Genomic DNA, 26,048 nt, shown 5'->3' with positions numbered 1-26,048 from the left:
TGCCGACAGTCAGAGTAATGCCATAGCATTGGTTGAGTCGGTCTGTAGACTGTCGGCAGTGAGGTAAAGGATCTTTAGTGAAAATACAGGCACATTAATGAATTTAATTAATCGAATGGCGGGATTATTGGGCGGGTTAATGATTGTTGTGGCGCTCAGCGCTTGTCAGCATTCTCAGCCAAAGCAACAGGATAGCATCGTCAATCTGTGCCAGCCGCAGAGTGCGCCGGGTAGCGCATCCTGCAAATGGGCTGATGAGATGCAGCATCAGCTCAACCAGCATTTCCGCGATGCGCGGCGTTATGCCGGTCAGCAATGTCTGGTGCGGCTCGAGTGGCAAAACAGCGGGCGCTACGCGGTGACGCAGACGCAAGGCGACGAAACGCTGTGTCTGCGCGCATGGCAGTTGATTGGTCAAAGCAAAGATTTACCGCCGCCGCCAGAGATTAACCAGCCAGCGTGGTTCGGTTTTGCCCCGGCGACGCCGAGCCATCCTGACGCCACTGGCGCGGGCTAATGCCAAACCAGCGGCGGAAGGCGCGGGAAAAGGCGCTGACTTCGGAATAGCCGAGCAGCAGCGCCATCTCTGAAATCGGCAGCTGCTTCTGTTGCAGATAGTGCGTTGCCATCTCGCAGCGCACCTTGTCCACCAGCGCGGTGAAACTGATGCCCTCTTCGCGCAGCCGCCGTTGCAGCGACCAGCTCGACAAGCCCATTTTTTCCGCAATCTCTTCCAGCACCGGTTCGCCCTGCATCAGCGACAAATTCACCTGCGATCGCGCCTGTTCCACCACGCTCTGCAGGCTGGCAGAGCTGTTCAGGCGGCGAATGGCATCCTGCATCACCATCAGCAACATCGGATCCTGTTCCGGCATGGTTCGCAGCAGATCGCGTTTCGGGATCAACAATGAGTTGAACGGTTGATCAAACCACACCGGCGCATCAAACACTTTGCAGTGCTCGTGCCACTGTTCCGGACGCGGATGTTCGAAATGCACTTCGCGCGGCGCCCAGTTTTTGCCGGCGACGTGGCGGATCAAGTTAAGGAACATGCCGAGCGTTAGCTCCGCATCCTGACGTCGTGACAGGATCGCGCCGTGGCGCACCTGATAATCGAGCCGCCAGCACTCGCCTTTGTCCACCAGCCGCGTCAGCGTGTCGTGCTGATGCCACGGAAACGCATTCACCACGTTATGCAGCGCCTGCTCCAGCGTCGGTGAACAGAGGCCGATATATCCAATCAAGCCTAATGACTGCGGTTTGAACTGCTTGCCGTAATGCAAACCGAAGTTATCAAAACCGGAATGACGCGCCGCTTCTTCCATCACGCGACAGTAGTTCACTAAACCCAGGCTCAGCGTGGGGCTCGCCAGCAGTTCGGAGTTAATGCCGCTGATGCCAAAGATGCGATCGACATCGCCGCCTTTGTCAGTGATAAATCCGCTCAGTCCAGTGGCGGCCGCCGCCAAAACGCCGCGATTGCTGGCGCTGACGGACAAGGCGCTGAAGGCTTCAGTGGGTGTGATGAGTGATTGCATCGGAACCTCTGCGTGTGGCGCGAGTGAAACAGGTGGAGGATTCCAGCAATTTTCGTACCAGGCGAGTCATTTGCGGATTTCGTCGTAGGGTCGCCATTAATGGCGACCTCAATTGCGCCGCAACAGCGCAAAGCTGCTCACTGCTGGTGCATCAAACGCCGACCGGCAGCTGATTGGTTTCCAGATAACGTCGGCAGAGGCGCACCGAGTGATCGGCCCAGCGCGGCCCGAGACTCAGCGCCATTTCCGTTTCCGCGTGCGATCCCATCCACGCCGTCATCTGAATACGGCGCTGGATCAGCAGCGTCGGCACCAGCGCCATCTCTTCATCGCTGATATGCGCCACTTTTTCGTAGCCGAGGATCCAGTTATCCACCCATTCGGCGGCGCGCGGATGATGCTCAACAAAACTGATCGCCGCCGCCAGATCGTGCAGATACCAGCCGAGTCCGCAGTCATCAAAATCGATCACCCGCGTTTCGCCTTTATGCAGCAGCAGATTGGTCAGACGAAGATCGGCGTGGATCAAACCATAACGATCCGCCCCTTTGCCGAAGCCTTGCAGCTCTTGCCCGACGCGCGCCACCGCTTCGGCGACAATGCCGTGATCGGCCGGATTGAGGTTCGGCGCATCCTGCCAGCGTCCCCAATGGCTATTATCGCTGACCATGGTGTGATGATCCCAGATGATGCGCTGGAAACCGGCCGGTTTCTGCCAGCTGCGGCTGTGCTGATGCAGACGCGCGGTGATGTGACCAAGCTGCTGAAACGCTTTGGGATCGACATCGGTGGTGGGCATGTCACCTTCGATCCAATGGAACAGTACCGCATAACGCTCTGCGCCGTTTGCCATCGGCAGCGTCAGCACAGTTGCGCCATCGCTGGCCGGGATCGCCTGCGGCACCATGATGCCGATGTCACGCAGCGCATCCAGCCACAGCAGCTCGCTCTGAATGTCCGCTTTGCTGTGATAGTTAGGACGATGCAGACGCAGCGCGTAGCGTTTGCCCGCCGCCTGCAACAGGAAGGTGGCATTTTCCGAGCGGCACAGCAGCTTCAGTTCGCCGCGCAGTGCCGCGGGATAACTGGCCAGCGCCTGATGCGCCAGCAGGGTGATTTCAGCATCGGTTAAGGTATCGGATTGTTCGGCACTCATTCATCAATCTCCAGCATCAAGCAAGTGGTATCAGCATGGGATGACGTCGTCCTGACTGCTTGACCGCAGACAACCCAAAGTTGACCGCAGCGTGCATCTGGCACTTTTCTTGCCTCAGAGTTGACCGTGGAGGACAAAACTCACTGCGCCCGCGTCAAGTTTTCCCGCGCCAGCCAGCGGCATTATCTCTTCACTGTAGCGCAAAGATAAAAAAGCGCGGTGAAGCTGCCGCACCAACAATGACGACGGGGAAAAGACGATGACGAATAAGCTCAAACCCACGCTGGGCACCCTGCATTTGTGGGGCATTGCGGTTGGACTGGTGATTTCCGGGGAATATTTTGGCTGGAGTTACGGCTGGGGCGTGGCGGGCACGCTGGGATTTCTCATCACCACCGCGATGATCGCCACCATGTATACCTGCTTCATTTTCAGCTTTACCGAACTGACCACCGCGATTCCGCATGCGGGCGGCCCGTTTGCCTATAGCCGCCGCGCGTTCGGTGAAACCGGCGGCTTGATCGCTGGCCTCGCCACGCTGATTGAGTTCGTATTCGCACCGCCGGCTATTGCCATGGCGATTGGCGCTTACCTCAACGTGCAATATCCCGATCTCAATCCGAAAACTGCTGCGGTTGGCGCCTATATCGTCTTCATGACGTTGAACATTCTCGGCGTCAAATTGGCGGCGATGTTCGAATTGGTGGTCACGGTGCTGGCGGTTCTGGAGCTGCTGGTGTTTATGGGCGTGGTTTCGCCGGGCTTCAGCATTGCCAACTTTGCCGCTAACGGCTGGGCGGGCAGCGATCACTTCGGCATGCCCGCGATGTCAGGCATCTTCGCCGCGATTCCGTTCGCCATCTGGTTCTTCCTGGCGATTGAAGGTGCGGCGATGGCGGCCGAAGAGGCCAAAGATCCGAAGCGCACCATTCCCAAAGCCTACATCACCGGCATTCTGACGCTGGTGGTGCTGGCGATTGGCGTGATGCTGCTGGCCGGTGGCGCTGGCGACTGGCGCAAGCTGTCGGACATCAACGATCCGCTGCCGCAGGCAATGAAGATGATTGTCGGTGAAAACTCCAACTGGATGCACATGCTGGTGTGGATTGGTCTGTTTGGGCTGATTGCCAGCTTCCACGGCATTATTCTCGGCTATTCGCGCCAGTTCTTCGCCCTCGCCCGCGCCGGTTATCTGCCACAGAGTCTGGCCAAGCTATCGCGCTTCCAGACGCCGCACCGTGCGATTATCGCCGGTGGTTTGATTGGCATCGCCGCCATCTACAGCGATGGCTTTATCAATCTGCAAGGCATGACGCTGACCGCCGCGATGATCACCATGGCGGTGTTTGGGGCGATTGTGATGTATCTGATGAGTATGCTGAGCCTGTTTAAACTGCGCCGCACTGCGCCAGAGATGGAACGCAGCTTCCGTGCGCCGGGCTATCCGATTGTGCCAGGCATTGCGCTGGTGCTGTCGCTGGTGTGTCTCGTAGCGATGCTGTGGTTTAACCCGGTGATTGGCGGCCTGTTTGTGGCGATTATGGCGGTGGGATATGTCTACTTCCTGGCCACCAAAGCCCAGCGCGATAACGCGCCGCAGGATTCGATGTTAGTGGGTGAGTAATGTTAGCAGGGGGTTTTGTAGGGTCGCCATTTATGGCGACCTTTTTACATCAACTCACGCCTTAACCGGCCACAACCACGCAGCACCGCGCACACCGCTCGAATCTCCGTGCACCGCCTTCAGCACCGGCGTTTCACATTCGCGGCCAAAAACCCACTGCTTCATCAGTGCTGGCACGGTTTGATACAGGCGATCGTTATTACTCATGCCGCCGCCCAGCACAATCACATCGGGATCAAGCAGATTCACCACCTGCGCCAGCGATTTCGCCAGGCGCATTTCGTAGCGATTCATCGCCAATTCCGCCACCGGATCCTGCTGCTCAATCAGCTTGATGATCTCCGCGCCTTTCAGCGCTTTACCGCTCAGACGCTGATAATCGATAGCGAAACCGGTGCCCGATACAAAGGTCTCAATGCAGCCCTGCAAGCCGCAATAACAGGGCACTTCCGCGCGATGGCGCAGTTCATCTTCGTCCATCCACGGCAGCGGATTGTGGCCCCACTCACCGGCATTGCCGTTACCGCCAATGCGCGACTCACCGCCAATCGCTACGCCCGCGCCCGATCCGGTGCCAATAATCACCGCGAACACCAGCGGCTGACCCGCGCCCGCGCCATCCACCGCTTCGGAAACCGCCAGACAATTCGCGTCGTTGGCGATACGCACGTCACGATTCAGCGCCTGCGCTAAATCCTTATCCAGCGGCTGACCGTTTAGCCAGGTGGAGTTGGCGTTTTTCACCCGCTGCGTATAGGGTGAAATCGTGCCGGGAATGCCGATGCCGACCGTGCCCTGCTGGCCGGTTTTCTCTTCTGCCAGCAGCACTAAATCGACAATCGCCTGAACCGTGGCAGCGTAGTCGTCACGCGGCGTGTTAACGCGATGACGAAACAGCTCCTGACCCTGATCAGACAGTGCAATCACTTCAATTTTGGTACCGCCTAAATCAATCCCGATGCGCACGATTTATTCCTCATTATTCGTTCTGGTGACAAATACAGTAGAAGGCTGAATCGGGAAAGGCAATGAAACCAATCCGATGTTTCGCTATCATGCGCGCTGACTTTGAGACTTGTGCGCTCGATCGCACCCACGGTAAGGAATCCCGATGTTGTGGTTTAAAAATATGATGGTTTATCGTCTGAATCGTGACATTCCGCTGTCCGCAGACGATCTGGAAAAGCAGCTCGACGCCTTCACCTTCTCGCCGTGCGGCAGCCAGGATATGGCGAAAACCGGCTGGGTTTCACCGATGGGCAACCGCAGCGAAGCGCTGACGCATGAAATCAACGGTCAGATGGTGATTTGCGCGCGCACCGAGCAGAAAATTCTGCCGTCGCCGGTGGTGAAGCAGGCGCTGGAAGCCAAAATCGACAAGCTGGAAGCGGAACAGAGCCGCAAGCTGAAGAAAACCGAGAAAGATTCGCTGAAAGATGAAGTGCTGCACAGCCTGCTGCCACGCGCGTTTAGCCGTTTCAGCCAGACTTATATGTGGATCGACACCGTTAACAACCTGATCATCGTCGATTGCGCCAGCGCCAAGAAAGCCGAAGATACGCTGGCATTGCTGCGTAAAAGCCTCGGTTCGCTGCCGGTGGTTCCGTTAACGCTGGAGAATCCGATCGAGCTGACGCTGACCGAATGGGTGCGCTCAGGTGAACTGCCAGCCGGTTTCGCCTTAATGGATGAAGCTGAGCTGAAAGCGATGCTGGAAGATGGCGGCGTGATCCGCTGTAAGAAGCAGGACCTAATTTCTGACGAGATCGCCACGCACATTGAAGCCGGTAAAGTGGTCACCAAACTGGCGCTCGACTGGCAGGAACGCATTCAGTTCGTCATCGCTGATGATGCTTCAGTCAAGCGTTTGAAGTTCAGCGACACGCTGCGTGAGCAGAATGATGACATCGACCGCGACGATTTCGCCCAGCGTTTCGATGCGGATTTCATTCTGATGACCAGCGAACTGGCCGCGCTGATCAGTAATCTGGTCGAAGCGTTAGGCGGCGAAGCGAAGCGTTAACTCCCCTCGAACCAGGTCGCCATGAATGGCGACCCTACGACAGACCTGCGCGGATTTTCGTAGGGTGCGCATTCATGCGCACCTATTGCTCAGCAGTAAAAAAACCTGCGCTTCACAGAGAGTTGCAGGTTTAAGATCTTCTAAAGGTTGAGTTTAGAGGTAGCGGCACAGATAAGATGAAGGCTCGGCCACCTGCAGATGGAATTCGCTCTGGCCTGGCACGCTGAACACAGCGCCGGCTTCGTACCATTTCCACTCGGTTTCACCCGGCAGCAGCACTTTCAGCGCGCCGCTCACCACCGTCATCTCTTCCGGTTGGTTGGTGCCGAAGGTGTATTCACCTTCCGCCATCACGCCAACGCTGGCACGGCCAATGGTCACGCTGTCGAAACCAATGGATTTCACTTTTCCGTCGAAATACTCACTTGTATTGAGCATATTACTTCCTCACAGCACATTATCGTGACTGGCAGATTACTAAGGAACTCGCTGATCTGTCACGCGAATTAGCGCCACAGATCGCAACTTGTGATCTGTCCGCATTAGACGATCAATTCTGCCGCCAGCTTGGCAACCAGCACGTTCGAGAGCAGTACCGGAATGCCCAGCATTTTCTGCAGGAAATCACGGTGCTTCTGGTGATAGCCGATGCAATCCAGCACCACCACATCCGCGCCCTGCTCCTGCAGCGACAATCCCGCTTCCACCAAATCGGCCTGCTCCGCCAGATAGGGACTGGCGACGGCAAAGCACGGCGGCGTATCCAGATTGCGCCACTTGTTGGCCTGCTCGGCAATCTGCTCTTCCACCGGCACCACAATGCCGACTTTGTGTTGTTGCACAATCGCCTTAACCAGCGGCGGGATGATGCGATCCGGCTCCAGCAGCAAGGCGGATTGCGTTTTCAGCGTGCCAAATTCGCCGGTGCACAGCAGCAGAATGGTGTCGTAGCCCTGCTCTTCCAGCGCGTCGATCTTACGTTGCAGTCCCTGCTCCACTTTTGGTCCCGACAGGCGCACCTGCTCGCCGCTGATCATGCGCGACACCAGCACCGTTTCGCCCGGCGCGGGCGCATACTGCTGCTCGACTTCGGTCAGCGTCAAACCGTCGAGTAAACCGGCATGCGCCACCTCATCGGCAGGCAGATGTTCCAGCAGCAGCGGCAGAATGTCGCTGCGCGGTGATTGACCAATCGTCAGTGTGACCAGGGAGATATTCATCATCAGGCTTTCCGGGTGCGCAGATGGCTGAGACTACCATACAAAGAGAGCAGCAGAGCGTACTCTTGCGCGTCGTAGAAGTGACAGGTTTCACGCCCGAACTCTTTCGCCACTTCCACCGCAAACTTCACCGCCAAGGCGATATCCACTTCGTGGCTCGCGCCGGTACCGCAGCCCGGCACCACCGATTCGGCGCAGATCGCAACGCCTACAACCGGCACATCCGTCGCGGTGGAAGGCTGTAAAATACTGTTGAGGTGATAAACCCCGTTGCCGTATGGCGTGATGTCCTGCGTGGTGATCGGGAAGGTGACCGCCGGTTTGCCGCTGGTCATCTCCATAATGCGCAGCAGATCTTCTGACACGCGCAGGATGTAACCCTCTTTCACCGTCGGCGACAGCGCGTAGCCTTTGTGATTGAGGATGCGGTTACCTTTAGTGGTATCGATCGACAAAATCGCATCGACACCCGCAATCACTTCGTTGTCATTCATGGTGATGTCGTCGCACGGTGAATCCATGAAATCGACCGGTTCGTGAGGACGGGTTGGCGCATCCGGGCAGATGTGGGTCGTGATGATCACATCACCGGCCAGCACGTCGCCTTTGGTTTGCATCTGCGCCAGCTTCAGCGCACTGCTCACCGCTGCGACCGCGCCATCGGCGTCTGACACCATCCCAATACGCGTTGGACGCGCACCAATACCGCCAAGACGCCCAATGATGCCAAGCGTTGGCGCGTTGCCGCCGTTGCTTTTGCCCTGCGCACCGGGAATGTCGATGCGGACGAAATCGGTCCGCCCTTTTGGCCCGGTGACGCGTTTCGTGCTGGCGGTGACGCCCGGATAGGCCGCGAACAGATCAACTACCTGTTGGCCATCAATGTAAGCGCTATCGAGTAACTCAAAGACCTGCAGTGTCTGCTGTAAACTCATAATGAATTCCCTGGATTATTTCTTGGTGCCACTGGCAAAGAGTGAATGGAAGAAGCTGTAGAGCGCGTCGCCCGCGATAAATCCAGCGGCCATCACCTCCATCGGTGAACGTCCACGCTCGCCCCACACGCGCAGGATGATGATGCGCAGCGCGATGCCCACCATCACCGCCCAACCCGCAGCGGCGTTGTTGATCAATAAACCGGTCGCCAGCAACACACCAAGCTGACGCTTCGGTCCGCCGATCAACTGAATGATGGCGCCCGGAATCGCCCACATCAGCAGATTTCCAGCGATACCCGGCTCGGCTCCGGCCTGAATGGTTTTGGCATAGACGCGCGCCACCGGCGGCAGCAGATTCTCGGCAAAGAAAATCGTGTGCGCATACCACACCACGGGAATACAGATCACAAAGGCGATCATCGCGGCGATCAACTGGATGCGGCGACCCCACAGCTCTTGCTGCACATCGGCACCGTTGCCGCGCAGGATAAAGCCGGCTTTCAGGTCATAACCCATATCGGCAAACGCTGGGCCGGTGGCGGCAGTAAAGCCGCACAGCAGGCACAACGCCAGCGGCGGGAAGCCGAGCAGAATGCCGAGAATCAAAGTAATCAGCGCAACCGCAAAGGCCGGGAACCAGCCTGAGTGCATGGCGGCGATACCGACAATCAGTTCATGCACGAAGGCAGCAAAGGCGGCGTAGAGGATAAACAGCACCAGCATCGGCAGGCCCATCTGGCTCCACAAGCCGCCCGCCAGCGCCAGCAGCGTGGAGATGACGATGTAGCCGACGGTGCCGAAACCCAGCGAGCGTTTCACTTCGTTGTCGCTGCGGCTGACGTTGACCTGATCATTGCGGCAGCTGCGAATCACCTGCACCACCTGAATCAACGCCACCAAACCGGCACCAACCATCACGCCGTGCGGAATATAGAGCGCGTTGATATCAATGCCAGCAACCGGTTGCGCGTAAGCACGCAGCAGGAAACCAATACCGAGCATGCTCAACGCCCAGATATTGCCGATAAACGCGGTACCAAATGCCGACATGGGGATCTTCAGCATCGAACCGACGATGCCGCCGACAATGCCCACCACCAGCAACCATGCCTGACGACCGCCTTTATCACCGGCTTTGATCGCTTCGGCTGCTGCCACTCCCGGCGGCCATGCATTGCTGGCCGGGAAGACGCGCGTATCAAATAGGCGATAGAGTAAATAAGCATCGAGCAGCATCGCCGCGCTGACGCCGACAAACAGCGGCAGCACCAGCTGCGGCTCGCCCAGCGCCCACGGCACCGCGATTGGCATCAGCAGGCTGTTGGCGGCACCGAAGGTGGCAGAAGAGATGGCGGTTTGCGCGAGATTTTGGACTTCAATGGAGCGATAGCGACGAAACCATTGCAGTGGAATACGCGCCAGCAGCATGGCAAACAGCGCGCCGATAATAGAGGTATTGGGTGTCACCCCAATGGTGGTAATAAGCTGAACCCCAATGATGGCGCCTGCAACGGATAGCAGAACCAGCATTAAGGCGACGCCAACACTTTTTATTGGATTATTTTGACGCATAAGATCCCCGTATTTTCACCCTGTAGAAAACGCGTTAATTCGCAGCGCCCGACACGCGGGACATCAACGTTTTTATATTAATCGTTCCCTGATTATTGAAATAAGCAGGTCCGAAGACCTGCTATTTCCCTGGTGTGGCGCGAATAAACGCCTTCAAAACTAAAATAGGGTTTCCTGTTTAGACAGGATTATGCGCCGTACTTTTCGGCCATCAGTGCAGCCGTTGCGCGTAGTTCGCTGAGCAGCATCTCCGGATAACCGGGCGCCGCTTCTTGCGATAAAAACGAGAGACAAAGCGCGGCACTTTCACCGCGATGTTTATTGGTTACCGCAACCGCTAACGAGCTGATGCCTGGCAGCGTCTCATTGCGCGCCAGTGCCCAGCCTTGCTGGCGAATCACGGCTAACTCCTGGCATAAGGCATCCACACTCAGCGGCGAATTCATCGACGCCGCCTGCCAGTTGCTGGCAAAACGATCGCGAACTTCTTCATCACTGAGCTGCGCCAGCAGCACGCGTCCGGTCGAGGTGCCGGTTAATGAAACTCGCGTGCCCGGCGGCGTCACCAGTTGGGTGAAGAAACGGCCGTGATACATGCGCATCACCAGCACATCGTCGCCATCCAGCACCGAGATATAGCCCATGCAGCCGCTGCTGGCCGCCAGACGCGCCATCGGCGCCGACGCGCTATCCACTAACGGCGTCGACAGATAGTGACCCGCCACCGACAGCAGCACGCGACCAATCTGGAAGCAGCGGCTTTCGGTGTCACGCTCAAGTAAGCCTTCACTTTCCATGGTCGCCAGCAGGCGCGATACCGTACTTTTCGGCAAGCCCAACGCATCCACCACCTCGGTAAAGGTTAAGCCTGGATGGCCCTGCGTCACGCCAAAGCGCTGAAACAGCTTCAGTACGGCGGAGGCATTTTCGAGTGTGGTCATGGCGACGGTTTCACTATATGGAACTGAGTTCCTCTATCAATAACTAGAAAGTAAAGCGCTACGCTTTTGCGGTCAAGTGCAAATTTTAAGCCGGACGTTTCTGAGGGAATTTAAGGCAGAATAAAATACGGCGTGAAGTGGGAAATAAATGACGTAATCAGGTGAGTTAAATATTCAGCAGGAAAGTGTGTAACTTTTTTGGAATATTGCAGTTTTTAGGCGGAGATTCTTTACCCTAAATAGTTCAAGCTGCAGGAAGGCGGCAAATGTGTGAATCCCCAGGAGCTTACTTAGGTAAGTGACTGGGGTGAACACATGCAGCCAACGCACCGGCAGCTTGAAATATGACGGGTAAAGTTAATCTTTACCGGCATCTTCATAGCGCTCTTTTGCATCTTGCGCTTCGGCTTCGGTTTTGTGTTCGCTAATTAACGTATCGGGTTTGGGATGGTCGGCACGTAATTCATACCAGGTGACGGTTTGATCCGCCGAACCTTTTTCAACGGCGACAATACGCGCGACGCGCGGATAGGGTGGTTTAGTTGGCATCGTTTTCCCTCTTCTATCAGTTGTCCACAGACAGCGGTGATCCTCTGCCTAACGCTAAGTATAGACAACTGAGGATCGCTGCAAAAAAACAGAGAGAAATCTGAGGGTTTAGCTGGCGCGCGCCAGAGAGAGCGATTGCAAAATTTGCTCAACCACGCGATCGGGCGATTGCATCGCGTTGACTTCATGATGCGCGGTTTGGCGATACAGATGGGCACGCTCACGCAGGATATCGCCCATCTCTTCGGCAATCGGGCGGCCGGTCAAGGTGGGACGCTGCGCTGCTTCCGGCTGATGCTCCAGACGATCGGCCAGCACTTCTGAGGGCGCATTCAGCCAAATCACCTGACCGTGTTCGCGCATAAAGCGACAGTTCACTTCAGCCAGCACCATGCCGCCACCAGTGGCGATGACCGTATTCGGCGCGGTGACCGCACGCAGCGATTCCGTTTCGCGGGCGCGAAAACTATCCCACCCTTCAGACGCCACAATCTCCGCCACGCTGCGTTGCGTAGTGAGTTGCAGATAGTGATCGGTATCGTTAAAGGCATAGCCCAGCGCTTGTGACAGCGCCTTGCCAACAGTGGTTTTACCGCAACCGCGTGCGCCGATCAGATAGATGGGTAATGACATCCGGGCTCATCCTCCGCCGTAATGTGCCGCGCGGGCAACGTCATCAGGTCAATAATGCGTCGCATAATACCTGGATTTTATTTTATCAGCCACCCGCGAGGCACGATTTACGCGTATTTCAGTCACATCTTAAGCTAGCCGTTTGAAAAGCCAGCGAAAAACAATGCATGAATCGTGCATCGGGCCAAATGTAACAGCGGCCAACATTTCCTTACCAGGCCGCTGATTTACTTTCTTTAGTCGCGCCCTCATATATGAGGCATACCTTAAAGGAGGGTTCCCCATGCAAAGCGAAGAACAACAACTTATTGAAAATCTGTTCAGCCGACTGAAACAGGCTGAAACGCAAAGCGGCCCGCGTGATGCTGGCGCAGAGCAGTTAATCAAACAGCATTTACAGAATCAGCCCGGCGCGCCTTATTACATGTCGCAGGCGATCCTGATTCAGGAAGCGGCGTTGAAAAAACTCAACGCGCAGGTTACGGATCTGGAAAATCGTCTGGCGCAGGCGCAGCAGCAACAGGCACCGCAGCAGAGCAGCGGCGGTTTTCTCTCAAGCCTGTTTGGTGGCGGATCGCGCCCGGCAGCGCAACAGCAACCGGCGTGGGGTAATCCACCGCCGCAACCGCAACAGCAGTATGCGCCACCGCCACAACAGCAATATGCCGCACCAGCGGCACGCGGCACCGGTTTCCTCGGCGGCGCGTTGCAAACGGCAGTTGGTGTGGCGGGCGGCGTGGTGATGGCGGATATGCTGACCAGCATGTTCCACCATTCACAGCCGGAAGAGATCGTTAACATCATCAACGAACCGGCGCTGCCGCAGGTGGATAACAGCCTCGACACCTTTAATGGCAACGACAGCAACAACGCGTTCCTCAACAACGATAATTCGGGTTGGGATAACAACGTTGCGGATAACAATGATTTCGGCGATTTTGGCGGTGACTACGATGACGATGACAGCTTCGTCTGATTAGCGCTGACGTAACCACTTATCCAGTTCGTTAGCAAACAATTGGCGGTCGCGTTGGCTTAAGGTCGACGGGCCGCCACTCTGAATCCCGCTGGCGCGCATCGTCTCCATAAAGTCACGCATAGTTAAGCGCTGACGAATAGTGTCTGTCGAGTAACGTTCTCCGCGCGGATTCAACGCCGCAGCACCCTTCTCCAGCACTTCCGCCGCCAGCGGAATATCGCCGGTGATCACCAGCTCGCCAGGCTGCACCCGTTTCACAATCTCGTTATCCGCCACATCAAACCCCGCAGCGACCTGTAGCGTTTTCAGCCACGGCGACGGCGGCACGCGCAGCGGCTGGTTGGCGACAAAAGTCACGGTAACTTTGGTGCGCTCGGCCGCGCGGTACAGCACTTCTTTGATGACATTGGGACAGGCATCTGCATCAACCCAAATCGACATGATGAATCCTTCTTAACCGGCAATGAGGCTGATCTTGCCGTGCTGCGGCAGAATCGCAACTGTTTTTGCTGGCCGCCCGCCTTGTTATTAATCCCTGCTGACGTAAGCTTACCCCCACAGAAAATGAACCACTTAGAGGATAAAGCGATGCTGGAGAAGAAAATCGGGTTTGTCGGCTGCGGCAATATGGCGAAAGCCATTATTAGCGGACTGGTCAACAGCGGGCAGATCGCCCCCCCCAATATCTGGGTATTCGACCGTAAGCCCGCCACCAATCAGGCGATGGCGCAGCAGTATGGCGTGACCGCTGCAGATAGCGTGGAAAGTCTGGCGCGTGAAGTAGATATCCTGTTTGGCGCGGTGAAACCTAATGTGATTCTCAAAGTGCTGAAAGATCTTGCCGGCCAGCTGAAGAAAGATGTGCTGGTGGTCTCGATTGCGGCAGGCGTGACGCTGGATTCTCTGGCGTCGGTTCTCGGCCACGATCGCAAAATCATCCGCGTGATGCCCAATACGCCCTCGCTGGTGAACGAAGGCATGACCTCCGTGACGCCAAACGTGCTGGTGGAAGCGCATGAAGTGGATGAAGTGGTGGGGATTTTCGAGAGCTTCGGCAAAGCGGCGGTGGTGAATGAATACCTGATTCACGCGGTGGTTGGCGTGAGCGGTTCAGCGCCAGCGTATGTGTTTATGTTTATCGAAGCGATGGCCGATGCAGCGGTGCTCGGCGGCATGCCGCGTGCGCAGGCATATCAGTTCGCGGCGCAGGCGGTAAAAGGCTCGGCGCAGATGGTGCTGGAAACCGGTAAGCATCCGGGCGAGCTAAAAGATATGGTGTGCTCGCCAGGCGGCACCACCATCGAAGCGGTGAAAGTGCTGGAAGAGAAAGGCTTCCGCGCGGCGGTGATTAACGCGATGCAGCAGTGTATGGCGAAGTCAGAGGCGTTGAGTAAGCAGTGATCGTAGTTGTAGGGTCGCCATTCATGGCGACCTTTGAACACCGATTCTACCCCTGATATGCCTCATACAACGCAATACCCTGCGCCAGCGTCATGGGCTGCTGCATCTCCTGCACCAGCGCTGCCGTCAGCGTATACAGTCCGGCAGAACATACCGCCGCAATCATCCCTTCCTGACAATAGAAAGCGATAAACTGCTTATTCTGCAGCGATCCCAGCAGCCGGTAATTATCCCACTCTTCCGCATGCCCTAAATACTCATAACGCGTCCCGTAATGCGCAGTCCAGAAGAACGGCACGCGGTCATACAGAATCTGTTTGCCTAACATATTCATCGCCGCGATGCGTCCTTGTTGATGCGCCACGCGATAGTGCTCAATGCGTTGTGGGCCATGCACCGACGGATAACTGGCGATATCACCGGCCACCCAGATGTTATCGGCTACGCGCAGCTGGCTGTCGGTGAGCAAACTGCCATCCTCTTCCAGCGGCAGATCGTGGATGAATGATGTCGCCGGCACCACACCAGTACCAAACAGCACCAAACTGGCATCGACTTTTTTGCCACTTTTCAGGCGCACGGCTTTCACTTTGCCCTCGCCTTCCAGCGCCACCGGATCGCCTTCGACAAACTTCACGCCGTTGCTGCGATGCAGATCGTAAAAATGGCGGCCAATTTCTTCGCCAAACTGTTTAGCAAACGGCAGCGGATGGCGCGCAATCACCGTGACATCAACATCACGATTACGCAGCGATCCCGCCATCTCCATGCCAATAAAACTGTTGCCGATAATCACCAACTGCTCGGTCTTATCGACTTCCTTTAGCAGTTCATCGGCCTGATTGAGCGAGCGCAGCAGATGCACGCCGTCGAGATCGTTACCCGGTATATCCAGCGCTTGCGGCACGCTGCCGCTGGCAATCAGCAGTTGGTCAAACTTCACCTGCTGGCCGCCTTTGAGGATCAGCGTTTGCTCAAGTGCTTTGAGCTGCTCGACATCGCCCTGAATCCGTTCCACCGTGCCCAGCACATCCTGCTTCAGCAGCTTCGGTACATCTTCAATCGCCATTTTGCCTGATGGCACAAATTTGCTCAGCGCGGTGCGATCGTAAGGCGCAGCCGATTCCCGCTCAATCAGCACGATGTGCCCGCTAAAACCTTCATCGCGCAGCGTCCAGATCGCCGCGCTGCCCGCCGCGCCCGAGCCGAGAATCACGCAAACCGGCGACTCGCCTTGTGCAGAAGGCGCACTGGCGGGCGACATCGCCTGCGGGCTAACCAGCACTTTGCCTTGTTCAATGCGCACCGGATAACGCTTCAGATTCGCCAGCGCCAGCGGCTCGCACATCTGCCCATCCTGCAGCTGAAATACCGCTTTGTGCCACGGACAGATCAGCTTGTCGCCACACACTGCGCCCTGCTCTAACGGCGCACCGGCGTGCGGACATTTGGCCTGAAACGCCTGCACACGCTCATCATCACGAATCAACACCACATCGGTGTCGCCGACGGTAAATTTGGTAGGTTTGCGCTGCGCCAGCGACTTGAGTTCCACGACAGTTTGATAGCTCACGTTAGGCCTCCTTTCTTCTGGTTTTTGATGTAAACAGCAAATCCCTACAAAGAGTAAGCCTGGCAAAGCATGGTGATTTGTCCGCAACAACAAAGCGCAGCGAGAGGTAAGTCGTTGTTTAATCGCTAAAGATAATCTGCGTTTTCACTCCACACCGCAGCGCCTTGCTTCACACAGCCGCGTAACGCCACGCTGCCATCGGGCTGAGCAGCAAGCAGCAACACATCGGCGGGAGCGCCGCAGGCTAAACCTTGCTGCTGCGGCAGATTGAGCTGGCGCGCCGGACGTATGGAGGCCATCTCAATCGCCTGCGCCAGCGTCGCCAGCTGCTGACGCAGCAGGAAATTCACGCCATCAAGTAAACTCCGCGCCGATCCCGCCAGCAGTTGCGGCGCATCGGCGATGCTCAGGCGTCCGCTGGCGCTGAGCTGCACGCGGCCACCAATCGCCGTGTCATAGATGCCCGGCGGCTGCCCGGCAAACGAAGTGACGTCACTGACCAGCAGCGCCTGCTCGCCTTTGGCACGCAGAAACACTTTCAACACGTCCGCCGGCAGATGATCGCCATCGGCAATCAAGGTAGCCGTCAGCGCATCTTCAGCCAGCTGCTGCCAGATGTAATTGGGATGGCGCGGCAGTTGCAGATGCGCGCCGTTGCCGAGATGAGTGGAGAGCGTGGCACCCGCGTCAACCGCCGCATGAATTTGCTCTGGCGTAGCGGAAGTGTGCCCAATGGCGACGCGCACCTGCTGCGCCACACAATGCTTGATCAGCGCATCGCTGTGCGGCCATTCCGGTGACAGCGTCAGCAGGCGAATATGCTGCTGCGCTGCTTGCTGCCAGCTGTCGAACAGCGCGATATCCGGTGCGCGAATCGCCTCGCGCGGATGCGCGCCGCGCGGCCCATCTTCAGGCGACAGAAACGGTCCTTCCAGATGAAAACCGGGCACGGCGCGTGCCACGTCAGGATGATGCTGGCAGGCGCTGGCAAGTCGCTGCATCGCCTGCGCAATCTCCTCCGGCATGGCGGTGATCACCGTCGGCAAAAAACTGGTGACGCCCTGCTGCCACAGCGCGCGCGTGGCGTGCAGCACATCCTCTTCGCTAAAGGGAAAATGGTTGAAATCGACGCCCTGAAAGCCGTTGACCTGCAGATCGACCAAGCCCGGCGCGAGGATAACCTCCTCTTCCAGTTCGCTCAGCGCGCGCACATCAATGATGGTGCCGTGCTCAATTTCCAGCTCAATCGGTTGCAACGTGCGGTAATCACGGCCGCGCAAAATGAGGTTAGTCAAACGTCACCTCCGGGCAGGCATCGCTGTCGGTATAGAGCGTGCAGTCGGCATGCTGGCGCAGACACGTCGCCGGACAGGCGGTGGAGATCGCATCATCAAGCGTTGCCCGCACCGCCGCACGTTTAGTGGCGCCCGGCACCATGCAGAACAACCGCGATCCACTCATCAAGGCGGGGATCGTTAGCGTCACAGCATGTGTCGGTACCGCAGCGAAAGTGGCGAAACAGCCATCGTTGACCTGCTGCTGGCGGCAGGCATCATCCAGTTGCACTACTTTCACAGTGAGTGGATCGCTGAAGTCGGCCACCGGCGGATCGTTGAAGGCTAAATGGCCGTTCTCGCCAATACCGAGGCACACCGCATCAATCGGTGCGGCATTAAGTTTTTTAGCGTAATCCGCACAAATTTCTGCTGGATCGCCGCAAGATGGCATCAAATTAACGTCGCCAGGCTGCACCACATCAAACAGTTTCTGGCGTAAAAAGTGACTAAAGCGCTGCGGCGCATCTGGCTCCAGCCCGATGTACTCATCCATATGGAAGGCGTGAATACGCGACCAGTCGATATCCTTTGCCGCAACCAGCGCGGCGAGAAACTCGTTTTGCGAGGGCGCTGCGGCAAACACCATGCGCACCACTTGCTGTTCACTCAGCCGTTGACGCAGAAATGCGGCTACATCTTGCGCCGCATCCGCACCCAACGCCGCGCGGCTGGCGAAGCGTTTGATGCGTAAGCGATCTCGGGTTCCCTGTTGTAGTAGCGTCATGTTATCCCTCCTGAGAGACGTTGCTTTTGTGCGCCCAGCGCTGTGCGGCGGGCGCATCCTGATCCTGATTGAGTGCATTCAGCAGCTGATCCACTTCCGGGCGCACTGGCGCGCGGCGCAGCCAGCCCATCACCACGAACAGCACCAGTGAAGACATCACCGGCGCGGCCACCACGGTGGCGGTGCTGACATCGGTAAAGATGAATTTCACGCAGAAGAAGGTGCCGACGCCAATCGCCCAACTCACCAGTGCGGCGGCGCTGCCGCTGCGACGAAACGCCGGCAGCAAACCCAATAACATCGGAATGGAGATTGGACCGACCAAGCCGCCAAACCAGATGATCAGCAGCGACAGCACGCCGCCGAAGTGACTGGCGTTCATGGCAATCACCAGCGTGGTGATAATGAAGAGAAAAGCGGTGAGCCGCGCCACCAGCAGCGAGCTTTTACCGCGCTGAAAGCGTTTCGGCAGCATGCCGGGCAGGATATCGCGCGTCACCACGGCAGTAATGGCGTTGGCATCCGAAGAGGTCATCGACAGCGTGTGAGTAAACATCGCCACCAGCACCAAACCGACTAAGCCATTCGGCAGCAGTTCCATCGCCATCATCGAATAGGATCGCGACGGATCGCTGAGATTTGGGAACAAAAGCGGCGCCGCCCACATTGGCCAGAACAGAATCAGCGGCCAGATCAGATAGAGCGCGGCGGAGAGGCGTGCTGCTTTGCGCGCATCGCGTCCAGCGGGCGCGGCAATAAAGCGCTGCGCCAGATTCCAGGTACCGCCGTTGTAGCTCAGCGTGTAGATGACAAAATAGGCGAGAATAAAGCCGATGCTATAGGGCTCCTGAATGATCTGCGTGTGGGTTGACGGCAGCTTCTGCCAGATGGTGAACAGCTCAGCAAAACCGCCGAGATGCACCGCCACCGCGACCACCATCACAATCGCGGCGACAAACTGCACCACGAACTGGCCGAAGTCGTTGCAGGCATCTGCCCACAATCCGCCCATCACGGTGTAAAACAAACTCAGCGCGCCGGAAACACAGATGCCAATCAGCGGATCGAGTCCGGTGAAGACGTTAATTATCACCGCAATCGCCGCCCACTTCGCACCGACGTCGAATGTTTTCAGCAGCACCCCGCTCCACGCCAGCACCATTTGCGTGGGCAAGTTGTAGCGCGTGGCGAGATATTCCATCGGCGATTCGATGTTCATATAGATACGCAAGCGCGCCCAGCGCGGCGCGAACAGGCGTGAACCGATCAACACCGCGATAGCGATGGGAAACGCCCACCAAAAATAGATGGTGATGCCCATGTTGTAGGCCACCGCCGCATAGGCGACAAACACCGCCGCGCTGTAGCCCGACATATGATGCGACACGCCCGACAGCCACCACGGCATTTTGCCGCCGGCGGCAAAGAAATCACGCGTGCTGCCCACCTTGCGCATCGCCCACAAGGTTATAGCCACAATCATCAGCGCATAAAGCGCCATCACAGCATAATCAAGCACATTCATAGCAGACTCCACAGGTAAAGGCTGCCCAACGAACGGTCCGGCTTCGCGGGGATTAGGCGTTTAGAACAATTAGTCATCAATTAGGACTAAAGCATCCTGGCAGCGTTATCGGTGCAGTTTTGTGATGAGGATCGTGATATGAGTTTTTCCTCTGACGTGATAAGTAAAATTGAATACCACTGCGCTGCAGCTTACAGCAATAAAAAAAGGGTTCACGCTAAACATGAACCCTTATTACTTTTCCAGCAGGCTCGATTTAATAAAACGGGGCTAACCGTTAATTAAATCAGCTTTTCTTCAGGCACGAACTCATAAACGTTTTACGTGCATCGCCGGTGAGCTTTTTATCGCCCGCATCAGCATTACAGGTTTTCATCTTCATTTGTTGCGGCGTCATATTGCCCATTTTGCTGTCTTTTTTCAGGCAGTCACTCATAAAGCTTTTACGCGCATCACCTTTCAGATTTTGTGTACCGGCGCTCTGGTTACACATGGTCATTTTTTCCTGCTGTGCAGTTTTCTCAGCCGCACTTGCACCGCCTGCGATCAGCAAGCCTGCTGTCATTATTGCCAAAAGACACGATTTCATTACCGGATTCTCCATAGCATTATTGCCACCTAAGCATGGCACGGAATAAGCAAATACGAGAAATCGATAATGACATTCGCCTGAAAAAACAGGCGATAGCCGTCAAACGCGGGGATGATGCAGCAACTTCTCTACGTAATTACGCAGCATGGTGGTATCGGGCGTTTCAGCAGCGGGGGCGACGGGCGGCATGGCTAATTTAATAGCGGCCTCAATGTCGTGGAATTGTTCGGGATTCAGTTTGCGCAGCATCGCGGTTAACACGATTTCTAACGCCTCAACCTGAACCACTAATTCTTTAGACTCTTCTTCTTTTTCAGCCAGCTTTAGAAGGAGTTCCGCAATCAGGTTTTTCATGCGACAAGCTCAATGAGAGAAGAAAAACAGACGTTAGCATTGCGCAGAATAAAACAACAAGGATTTTTAAGGGTTTTCAGAAAAAAACAGCCAAACGGCAGAATAAAAAAACCGGCTAGATTTCAATATGTAATAGCGAAACGTTTCTTTGAACGCCTAATGGTTAATTGAAACGTTTCGCTCACCTATACCCTAAATAATTCGAGTTGCAGGAAGGCGGCAAGTGCAATCATCCTCAGGAGCTTACTTTAGTAAGTGACTGAAGGTGAATGCACGCAGCCAACGCACCTGCAGCTTGAAGTATGACGGGTATTAATGAGGCCCCATAAAGCCGCGTCCCGGACCGCCGCCACCATGACCGCCGCCCCAACCGCCGCCGCCCGGAGGTGGGAAAATACAACCGCTCAGCGCGGTGACCAGTGCCACAACTGCGGCGATTTTAATAATACGGACCATAATTACCTCGGAATGGTGAAATCGGGCTGAGTGTATGAGGCCGCATCGGGCGCGACAATACAGAATTCTCCGCAACACGGCGCTATTCATCTCTGCTCACCACGCTTAACAATTCACTGGCACTAAAGCAGCAAAAACATCACACAGGCGGCGTCGATTGATGCCAACGCGCTGCGCAAAATTGCTGTCGAGCGCTTTACAGCCGATGCAATTTCGCGCAATGTGAGCGCATTACAATAAATGAGATCTCATCATGAGCTTATCTGCTGTATCCCTGAGTGAAATTCTGGCGCGCCGTGACTGGGAAAACCCGGTGATCACCAGCCTTAATCGGCTGGATGCGCATCCGCCATTTGCCAGCTGGCGCGATGAAACCAGCGCGCGCGACGATCGCCCCTCGCCTTCGCGCCAATCATTGAACGGCCAATGGACCTTCAGCTACTTCACGCAGCCTGAAGCGGTGCCACAAAGTTGGCTAATGCAGGATCTGCCCGGCGCCGATGCCCTGCCGGTGCCCGCTAACTGGCAGTTGCACGGTGTTGACGCGCCGATTTATACCAACGTGCAGTATCCGATTCCGGTCACGCCGCCATTAGTGCCGCAAGAGAATCCCACCGGATGTTATTCGCTCACATTTAAAGTCGATGCTAACTGGCTGCAACAGGGCCAGACGCGCATTATCTTTGATGGCGTGAATTCGGCCTTCTTCCTGTGGTGTAACGGCCAGTGGATCGGTTATTCGCAAGACAGCCGCCTGCCCGCCGAATTTGATCTCAGCAACGCGTTGCAGCCCGGCCAGAACCGTTTAGCCGTGATGGTGTTGCGCTGGAGCGATGGCAGCTATCTGGAAGATCAGGATATGTGGCGCATGAGCGGCATCTTCCGTGATGTCAGCTTGCTGCATAAGCCGGAAACGCAACTGGCCGATGTGCAGATCGAAACCGCGCTGAGCCCGGAATACCTGCGCGGCGATCTGCGCGTCAGCGTCAAAATCCACGCTGGCGATCGTCAGCCCGCGCAATGCCGCTTGCGCGTCAGCTTGTGGCGCGGCGAGAACTGCATTGGCGAGCAGGAACAGGCACCAGGCAGCGACATCATCGACGAGCGCGGACATTATCCTGAACGCGCCCTGCTGATCTTGCCGGTCAACCAGCCGCTGCTGTGGAGCGCCGAAACGCCGCATCTTTATCGCGCGGTGGTGACGCTGCTGGATGAAAATGGCAACGTGCTTGAAGCCGAAGCTTATGACGTCGGTTTCCGCCGCGTCAGCATTGAAAAAGGGCAACTGTGCCTGAACGGCAAGCCGCTGCTGATTCGCGGTGTGAACCGCCATGAACATCACCCGGAAAACGGCCAGGTGGTGGATGAAGCCAGCATGCGCCGCGACATCGAGCTGATGAAGCGCCACAACTTCAACGCCGTGCGCTGCGCGCACTACCCTAATCATCCGCTGTGGTATCGCCTGTGCGATCAATACGGTTTGTATGTGGTGGATGAAGCCAATATCGAAACGCACGGCATGCAACCCATGAATCGTCTCTCCAACGATCCGCGCTGGTTCGCCGCCTACAGCGAGCGCGTCACGCGCATGGTGCAGCGCGATCGCAATCATGCCTGCATCATCATCTGGTCATTGGGCAACGAATCCGGTCACGGCAGCACCCATGATGCACTCTATCAATGGGTGAAAAGCAGCGATCCGACGCGTCCGGTGCAGTACGAAGGCGGCGGCGCCAACACGGCCGCCACCGATATCGTCTGCCCGATGTACGCGCGCGTCGATCAGGATCAGCCTTTCCCGGCGGTACCCAAATGGTCGCTGAAAAAATGGATTGGTCTGCCGGGCGAAACGCGTCCGCTGATCCTGTGCGAATATGCGCACGCAATGGGCAACAGCTTTGGCGGCTTCGCTAAATACTGGCAGGCCTTCCGCCAGTTCCCGCGCTTGCAGGGCGGCTTCGTCTGGGATTGGGTTGATCAAAGCCTGACGCGCTATGACGATAACGGCGAAGCCTGGCAAGCCTACGGCGGGGATTTTGGCGATACGCCAAACGATCGCCAGTTCTGCATGAACGGGCTGGTTTTTGCCGACCGCTCCCCGCATCCGGCGCTGTTTGAAGCCCAGCGCGCGCAGCAGTTCTTCCAGTTTCAGCGTGACGCTAACGAGCCGTATCGCTTTACCGTCAGCAGCGAATATCTGTTCCGCCGCAGCGATAACGAAGTGCTGCGCTGGTCGATTGAGCAGGATGGCGTTGCCATCGTCAGCGGTGAACTGCCACTCGATCTCGCCGCACAAGGCAGACAGACGTTTACGCTGCCGGCCAGTGACGATTTGCAGGGCAACGCGTGGCTGAATCTCGCGGTGCATCAGGTCAACGCCACGCCGTGGTCCGAAGCGGATGCGCGCGTTGCCTGGGATCAGTGGCCGCTGCCCGCTGCGCTGCCGGTGCGCGTTGTAGAGACCGGTGTTACCGCGCCAGAACTGATCGCCAATCACGATCTGGTGGCGGTGGTGCTGCCGCAGCAGCGCTGGCACTTCTCGCGCCGCAGCGGCGAGCTGGTGCAATGGTTTGTCGATGATGAAGAAACGCTGCTCACGCCGCTGCAGGAGTGCTTTATTCGTGCGCCGATTGATAATGATATCGGCACCAGCGAAGCCGCCAATGTTGATCCCAATGCGTGGGTCGAGCGCTGGAAGCGTGCGGGCTACGATGAGTTGGATGCGGTGTTGGTGGATATGCAGGTCGATAGCCTGAAACATAGCGTGCTGATTGAAACCTGGCATCAGTGGCAAGCTAACGGGCAACTGGCTTTCACCAGCCACAAACGCTATCAAATCAATGCTAACGGCGAGTTGTCCATCAGCATCAATGTGGAACAGGCCGCCGGTCTGCCGCCGCCGGCACGCATCGGACTGCGCTGCCAACTGGTCAAGTCGCCGCAGCAGGTGAGCTGGCTCGGTTTAGGCCCGCACGAGAACTATCCGGATCGCCAACTGGCGGCGCAGTTCTCACGCTGGCAGCTGCCGCTGGCGGCGCTCAACACCGCGTATGTGTTCCCCAGTGAGAATGGCTTGCGCTGCGGCACGCGTCAGTTACAAAGCAATGGCTTGCAGGTGAGCGGCGACTTCGCCTTCTCGCTCAGTCACTACAGCCTTGAACAGCTGCGTGAAACCTCGCATCGTCACTTATTGCAGCCAGAGGATGGCTGCTGGCTGCACCTCGACGGCTTCCACATGGGCGTCGGCGGTGACGATTCATGGAGTCCAAGCGTTAGCCCGGAGTTTTTGCTTTCTCAGCAGCGCTGGCACTACGCGCTGACGTTGCGTCAGTAGGTTTTTCCGCACTGTCACGCTGGCTCACAGGCGGAGTCAGCGTGGTTTTCGGGCGGCGATAGAAACGGCGCAGGAAGATCACGTTGACCAACACCACCATCGCCGTGGCGAAGAACACCCAGCGATAGCCGGTTGCCGCCGATACCGCCGCGCCCAGCAGCGGACCCGCCACATTCCCCAGATACATAAACGATTGGTTGTAGCCGAAAATACGCCCGGTGACGTTATCGCGTGAATGCCGTACCAGCAGCGTTTGCACCGCTGGCATCATCGCGCCATCGGCAAATCCCAATAGGAAACGCAGCACGCCCAACTGCGTCGCGCTGGTGACAAACGACATCGCCACCAGCAGCAGCAACGACACAATCATGGTGGCGATCAGAATGCGTTGCGTGCCAATACGATCGCCGAGTTTACCCAGCCGTGGCGCGGAGATCAGCGCCGATACGCCTGGCAGCGCGGCAATCACCCCGCTGAGAAACGCGATGTTCTGCGCATTCGGTGCCAGCTCGCGCACAAACAGCGTCAGGATCGGATTCACCGAGCCGTTACACATCTGAATCACCATGGTGGTGAAGAACAGGCAGATCATTAAGCGCGGATTATCGAGGCTGCGAAACACTTCGCGCCCGCTCAGCTTGTCCTGTTTGCTAACCGGCGTATAACCGGTCTCTTTTATCAGGAACAAGGTGACGAGGAAGCTCACCATCAGCAGCACCGCCGTGACGATAAACACCATGCGCAAACCGAGCCAGTCCGCCAGCAAACCGCCAATCATCGGCCCGAGGATCACGCCGCTGATCTGCCCGGTGGAGACACAACTCAGCGCCCAGCCGCTGCGTTCGCGCGGTACTTGCGCCGCCACCAGCGCCATCGCATTGGGAATATAGCCGGAAGTGAGGCCCATTAGCGCGCGCAGCAGCAATAGCTGCCACGCCTGGGTGACAAACGCCTGCAGCAGAATCACCGCGCCCATGCCGAACGAGGCGCGCAGCAGCATCAGCTTGCGCCCTTTGCGGTCGGCAAGGCTGCCCCACAACGGCGCGACGGCGGCAGAAACAATGAAGGTGACGCTGAAAGTGAGTCCAGACCAAACGCTGAGCGCGTTACCGCCACGAATCCCGAGTTCTTCAACGTACAGCGGCAGGAAGGGAATGATCTGACTGATGGCGAGGCCGGTAAAAAAGCAGCCAAACCAGACGGATATCAGATTAACTTTCCAGGACTCGATGGAGCGTAGCATGGGCGCGGGCATCAGAAGAATGAAACGAGGGTTCAGTCTAACAATCTCATAACATTACCGGACGGCAAAACATGGCATGGGCGAAAAAACGCAGTTTTACACTGTCGAGCGTGATTCTGCTCACAGCAAATCATGTCAGAGGGCCGTTTTTTAGTGTCTTTATGTGCTGAAACAATGATTGCCGCAAGATAAGCGCATCGCTACTGCAGGCAAACGTGAAAAAATATGTCTACACGTTACTGACAATATTCCACACCGCATCTATGTTTAAAAAACCACCAGTCATCACTGGCGACGCGCTGTCTGTTCTGGACAGTCCGCATGATTAACCTTTAT

At 56.7% G+C, this 26,048-nt stretch carries 25 protein-coding genes; 6 read left to right on the top strand and 19 right to left on the bottom strand.

Annotated features, from left to right (window positions below):
• Window positions 1-97 precede the first annotated feature (97 nt).
• On the top strand, window positions 98-517 hold the full coding sequence (locus ACXIZX_RS03970; RefSeq protein ID WP_479403627.1) for a cell envelope integrity TolA family protein: 420 nt from the start codon (window positions 98-100) through the stop codon (window positions 515-517).
• On the opposite strand, the gene qhpR is transcribed toward ACXIZX_RS03970, so the two are convergent.
• Both qhpR and ACXIZX_RS03960 read right to left on the bottom strand, forming a co-directional pair.
• On the bottom strand, window positions 447-1,538 hold the full coding sequence (qhpR, locus tag ACXIZX_RS03965) for an AraC-like transcriptional regulator QhpR (protein WP_312663729.1): 1,092 nt from the start codon (window positions 1,536-1,538) through the stop codon (window positions 447-449). The genes ACXIZX_RS03970 and qhpR overlap by 71 nt on opposite strands.
• Before the next feature lie 151 nt (window positions 1,539-1,689).
• Complete coding sequence (locus tag ACXIZX_RS03960; RefSeq protein WP_479403626.1) at window positions 1,690-2,694, bottom strand: phosphotransferase enzyme family protein; 1,005 nt, start codon at window positions 2,692-2,694, stop codon at window positions 1,690-1,692.
• Between the two features lie 259 nt (window positions 2,695-2,953).
• Between ACXIZX_RS03960 and eat the strand changes: the two genes are divergently transcribed.
• Window positions 2,954-4,318: an ethanolamine permease gene (eat, locus tag ACXIZX_RS03955; protein ID WP_061717487.1), complete on the top strand. Its 1,365-nt coding sequence runs from the start codon at window positions 2,954-2,956 to the stop codon at window positions 4,316-4,318.
• Window positions 4,319-4,372: 54 nt separating this feature from the next.
• Here eat and mak read toward each other — a convergent pair whose 3' ends face one another.
• A complete protein-coding gene (mak, locus tag ACXIZX_RS03950; protein WP_008106071.1) occupies window positions 4,373-5,284 on the bottom strand; it encodes a fructokinase in 912 nt (303 codons plus the stop codon).
• 145 nt (window positions 5,285-5,429) lie between these two features.
• Between mak and rdgC the strand changes: the two genes are divergently transcribed.
• Window positions 5,430-6,341: a recombination-associated protein RdgC gene (gene rdgC / locus ACXIZX_RS03945; protein ID WP_008106069.1), complete on the top strand. Its 912-nt coding sequence runs from the start codon at window positions 5,430-5,432 to the stop codon at window positions 6,339-6,341.
• 153 nt (window positions 6,342-6,494) lie between these two features.
• Here the strand turns inward: rdgC and ppnP are convergent, their stop codons facing one another.
• From ppnP to aroL, 7 genes are all read right to left on the bottom strand, one after another.
• Window positions 6,495-6,779, bottom strand: a complete 285-nt coding sequence (gene ppnP / locus ACXIZX_RS03940) for a pyrimidine/purine nucleoside phosphorylase (RefSeq protein ID WP_008106067.1) — start codon at window positions 6,777-6,779, stop codon at window positions 6,495-6,497.
• A 104-nt stretch (window positions 6,780-6,883) separates the two neighbouring features.
• Window positions 6,884-7,561, bottom strand: a complete 678-nt coding sequence (locus ACXIZX_RS03935) for an AroM family protein (RefSeq protein ID WP_479404846.1) — start codon at window positions 7,559-7,561, stop codon at window positions 6,884-6,886.
• Window positions 7,562-7,563: 2 nt separating this feature from the next.
• On the bottom strand, window positions 7,564-8,496 hold the full coding sequence (locus ACXIZX_RS03930; RefSeq protein ID WP_061717490.1) for a DUF1177 domain-containing protein: 933 nt from the start codon (window positions 8,494-8,496) through the stop codon (window positions 7,564-7,566).
• 15 nt (window positions 8,497-8,511) lie between these two features.
• On the bottom strand, window positions 8,512-10,071 hold the full coding sequence (locus ACXIZX_RS03925; RefSeq protein ID WP_479403625.1) for an OPT/YSL family transporter: 1,560 nt from the start codon (window positions 10,069-10,071) through the stop codon (window positions 8,512-8,514).
• Between the two features lie 188 nt (window positions 10,072-10,259).
• Entirely contained in the window at window positions 10,260-11,012 is a 753-nt protein-coding gene (locus ACXIZX_RS03920; protein WP_154191709.1) for an IclR family transcriptional regulator, read from the bottom strand.
• Window positions 11,013-11,369: 357 nt separating this feature from the next.
• Entirely contained in the window at window positions 11,370-11,561 is a 192-nt protein-coding gene (locus ACXIZX_RS03915; RefSeq protein WP_008106056.1) for a YaiA family protein, read from the bottom strand.
• A gap of 108 nt (window positions 11,562-11,669) precedes the next feature.
• The gene (aroL, locus tag ACXIZX_RS03910; RefSeq protein ID WP_008106055.1) at window positions 11,670-12,194 is read right to left on the bottom strand and encodes a shikimate kinase AroL; all 525 of its coding nucleotides are present in this window, start codon (window positions 12,192-12,194) and stop codon (window positions 11,670-11,672) included.
• 283 nt (window positions 12,195-12,477) lie between these two features.
• Between aroL and ACXIZX_RS03905 the strand changes: the two genes are divergently transcribed.
• Window positions 12,478-13,170, top strand: coding sequence for a DUF2076 domain-containing protein (locus ACXIZX_RS03905; protein ID WP_179451729.1), 693 nt, complete (start codon window positions 12,478-12,480; stop codon window positions 13,168-13,170).
• Here ACXIZX_RS03905 and ACXIZX_RS03900 read toward each other — a convergent pair whose 3' ends face one another.
• Window positions 13,171-13,614 carry a YaiI/YqxD family protein gene (locus ACXIZX_RS03900; protein ID WP_008106050.1) on the bottom strand — a complete coding sequence of 148 codons (444 nt, stop codon included), beginning with the start codon at window positions 13,612-13,614 and terminating at the stop codon, window positions 13,171-13,173.
• 147 nt (window positions 13,615-13,761) lie between these two features.
• On the opposite strand from ACXIZX_RS03900, the gene proC reads away from it, so the two are divergent.
• A complete protein-coding gene (proC, locus tag ACXIZX_RS03895) occupies window positions 13,762-14,574 on the top strand; it encodes a pyrroline-5-carboxylate reductase (protein WP_479404845.1) in 813 nt (270 codons plus the stop codon).
• 46 nt (window positions 14,575-14,620) lie between these two features.
• Here the strand turns inward: proC and ACXIZX_RS03890 are convergent, their stop codons facing one another.
• From ACXIZX_RS03890 to ACXIZX_RS03860, 7 genes are all read right to left on the bottom strand, one after another.
• Complete coding sequence (locus ACXIZX_RS03890; RefSeq protein WP_479403624.1) at window positions 14,621-16,147, bottom strand: FAD-dependent oxidoreductase; 1,527 nt, start codon at window positions 16,145-16,147, stop codon at window positions 14,621-14,623.
• A gap of 125 nt (window positions 16,148-16,272) precedes the next feature.
• A complete protein-coding gene (locus ACXIZX_RS03885) occupies window positions 16,273-17,442 on the bottom strand; it encodes an N-acetylglucosamine-6-phosphate deacetylase (protein ID WP_479403623.1) in 1,170 nt (389 codons plus the stop codon).
• Window positions 17,435-18,208 (bottom strand): glucosamine-6-phosphate deaminase, encoded by a 774-nt coding sequence (locus ACXIZX_RS03880; RefSeq protein ID WP_479403622.1) that lies wholly within the window; start codon window positions 18,206-18,208, stop codon window positions 17,435-17,437. Before ACXIZX_RS03880 ends, ACXIZX_RS03885 begins: the two co-directional genes overlap by 8 nt.
• A 1-nt stretch (window position 18,209) precedes the next feature.
• Window positions 18,210-19,733, bottom strand: a complete 1,524-nt coding sequence (locus ACXIZX_RS03875; RefSeq protein ID WP_061717499.1) for a sodium:solute symporter family protein — start codon at window positions 19,731-19,733, stop codon at window positions 18,210-18,212.
• Window positions 19,734-20,019: 286 nt separating this feature from the next.
• Window positions 20,020-20,322 carry a PsiF family protein gene (locus ACXIZX_RS03870; RefSeq protein ID WP_008106038.1) on the bottom strand — a complete coding sequence of 101 codons (303 nt, stop codon included), beginning with the start codon at window positions 20,320-20,322 and terminating at the stop codon, window positions 20,020-20,022.
• Between the two features lie 102 nt (window positions 20,323-20,424).
• Window positions 20,425-20,679, bottom strand: coding sequence for an anti-adapter protein IraP (iraP, locus tag ACXIZX_RS03865; RefSeq protein WP_008106035.1), 255 nt, complete (start codon window positions 20,677-20,679; stop codon window positions 20,425-20,427).
• Between the two features lie 312 nt (window positions 20,680-20,991).
• A complete protein-coding gene (locus ACXIZX_RS03860; protein ID WP_008106033.1) occupies window positions 20,992-21,135 on the bottom strand; it encodes a hypothetical protein in 144 nt (47 codons plus the stop codon).
• Between the two features lie 253 nt (window positions 21,136-21,388).
• Here ACXIZX_RS03860 and ACXIZX_RS03855 point away from each other — a divergent pair, with 253 nt between their 5' ends.
• Complete coding sequence (locus ACXIZX_RS03855; protein WP_479403621.1) at window positions 21,389-24,469, top strand: beta-galactosidase; 3,081 nt, start codon at window positions 21,389-21,391, stop codon at window positions 24,467-24,469.
• Here the strand turns inward: ACXIZX_RS03855 and ACXIZX_RS03850 are convergent.
• Window positions 24,408-25,712 (bottom strand): multidrug efflux MFS transporter, encoded by a 1,305-nt coding sequence (locus ACXIZX_RS03850; protein WP_479403620.1) that lies wholly within the window; start codon window positions 25,710-25,712, stop codon window positions 24,408-24,410. The two genes, ACXIZX_RS03855 and ACXIZX_RS03850, sit on opposite strands and share 62 nt — an antisense overlap.
• Between the last annotated feature and the right edge of the window lie 336 nt (window positions 25,713-26,048).

The sequence above is a fragment of the Candidatus Pantoea symbiotica genome (assembly GCF_056491525.1).
Note: the sequence above shows the minus strand (reverse complement) of the source record. Positions and strands in the feature narration are given on the sequence as shown.

Bases quoted from the DNA above. Each gene is read 5' to 3' on its own strand.
- ACXIZX_RS03880 (WP_479403622.1), bottom strand. From the start codon at position 18,208: ATGACGCTACTACAACAGGGAACCCGAGATCGCTTACGCATCAAACGC.
- ACXIZX_RS03875 (WP_061717499.1), bottom strand. From the start codon at position 19,733: ATGAATGTGCTTGATTATGCTGTGATGGCGCTTTATGCGCTGATGATT.
- ACXIZX_RS03870 (WP_008106038.1), bottom strand. From the start codon at position 20,322: ATGAAATCGTGTCTTTTGGCAATAATGACAGCAGGCTTGCTGATCGCA.
- aroL (WP_008106055.1), bottom strand. From the start codon at position 12,194: ATGTCATTACCCATCTATCTGATCGGCGCACGCGGTTGCGGTAAAACC.
- iraP (WP_008106035.1), bottom strand. From the start codon at position 20,679: ATGAAAAACCTGATTGCGGAACTCCTTCTAAAGCTGGCTGAAAAAGAA.
- ACXIZX_RS03925 (WP_479403625.1), bottom strand. From the start codon at position 10,071: ATGCGTCAAAATAATCCAATAAAAAGTGTTGGCGTCGCCTTAATGCTG.
- ACXIZX_RS03860 (WP_008106033.1), bottom strand. From the start codon at position 21,135: ATGGTCCGTATTATTAAAATCGCCGCAGTTGTGGCACTGGTCACCGCG.
- ACXIZX_RS03970 (WP_479403627.1), top strand. From the start codon at position 98: ATGAATTTAATTAATCGAATGGCGGGATTATTGGGCGGGTTAATGATT.
- ACXIZX_RS03900 (WP_008106050.1), bottom strand. From the start codon at position 13,614: ATGTCGATTTGGGTTGATGCAGATGCCTGTCCCAATGTCATCAAAGAA.
- ACXIZX_RS03935 (WP_479404846.1), bottom strand. From the start codon at position 7,561: ATGAATATCTCCCTGGTCACACTGACGATTGGTCAATCACCGCGCAGC.
- qhpR (WP_312663729.1), bottom strand. From the start codon at position 1,538: ATGCAATCACTCATCACACCCACTGAAGCCTTCAGCGCCTTGTCCGTC.
- ACXIZX_RS03920 (WP_154191709.1), bottom strand. From the start codon at position 11,012: ATGACCACACTCGAAAATGCCTCCGCCGTACTGAAGCTGTTTCAGCGC.
- rdgC (WP_008106069.1), top strand. From the start codon at position 5,430: ATGTTGTGGTTTAAAAATATGATGGTTTATCGTCTGAATCGTGACATT.
- ACXIZX_RS03930 (WP_061717490.1), bottom strand. From the start codon at position 8,496: ATGAGTTTACAGCAGACACTGCAGGTCTTTGAGTTACTCGATAGCGCT.
- ACXIZX_RS03905 (WP_179451729.1), top strand. From the start codon at position 12,478: ATGCAAAGCGAAGAACAACAACTTATTGAAAATCTGTTCAGCCGACTG.
- ACXIZX_RS03915 (WP_008106056.1), bottom strand. From the start codon at position 11,561: ATGCCAACTAAACCACCCTATCCGCGCGTCGCGCGTATTGTCGCCGTT.
- ppnP (WP_008106067.1), bottom strand. From the start codon at position 6,779: ATGCTCAATACAAGTGAGTATTTCGACGGAAAAGTGAAATCCATTGGT.
- eat (WP_061717487.1), top strand. From the start codon at position 2,954: ATGACGAATAAGCTCAAACCCACGCTGGGCACCCTGCATTTGTGGGGC.
- ACXIZX_RS03960 (WP_479403626.1), bottom strand. From the start codon at position 2,694: ATGAGTGCCGAACAATCCGATACCTTAACCGATGCTGAAATCACCCTG.
- proC (WP_479404845.1), top strand. From the start codon at position 13,762: ATGCTGGAGAAGAAAATCGGGTTTGTCGGCTGCGGCAATATGGCGAAA.
- ACXIZX_RS03850 (WP_479403620.1), bottom strand. From the start codon at position 25,712: ATGCTACGCTCCATCGAGTCCTGGAAAGTTAATCTGATATCCGTCTGG.
- ACXIZX_RS03855 (WP_479403621.1), top strand. From the start codon at position 21,389: ATGAGCTTATCTGCTGTATCCCTGAGTGAAATTCTGGCGCGCCGTGAC.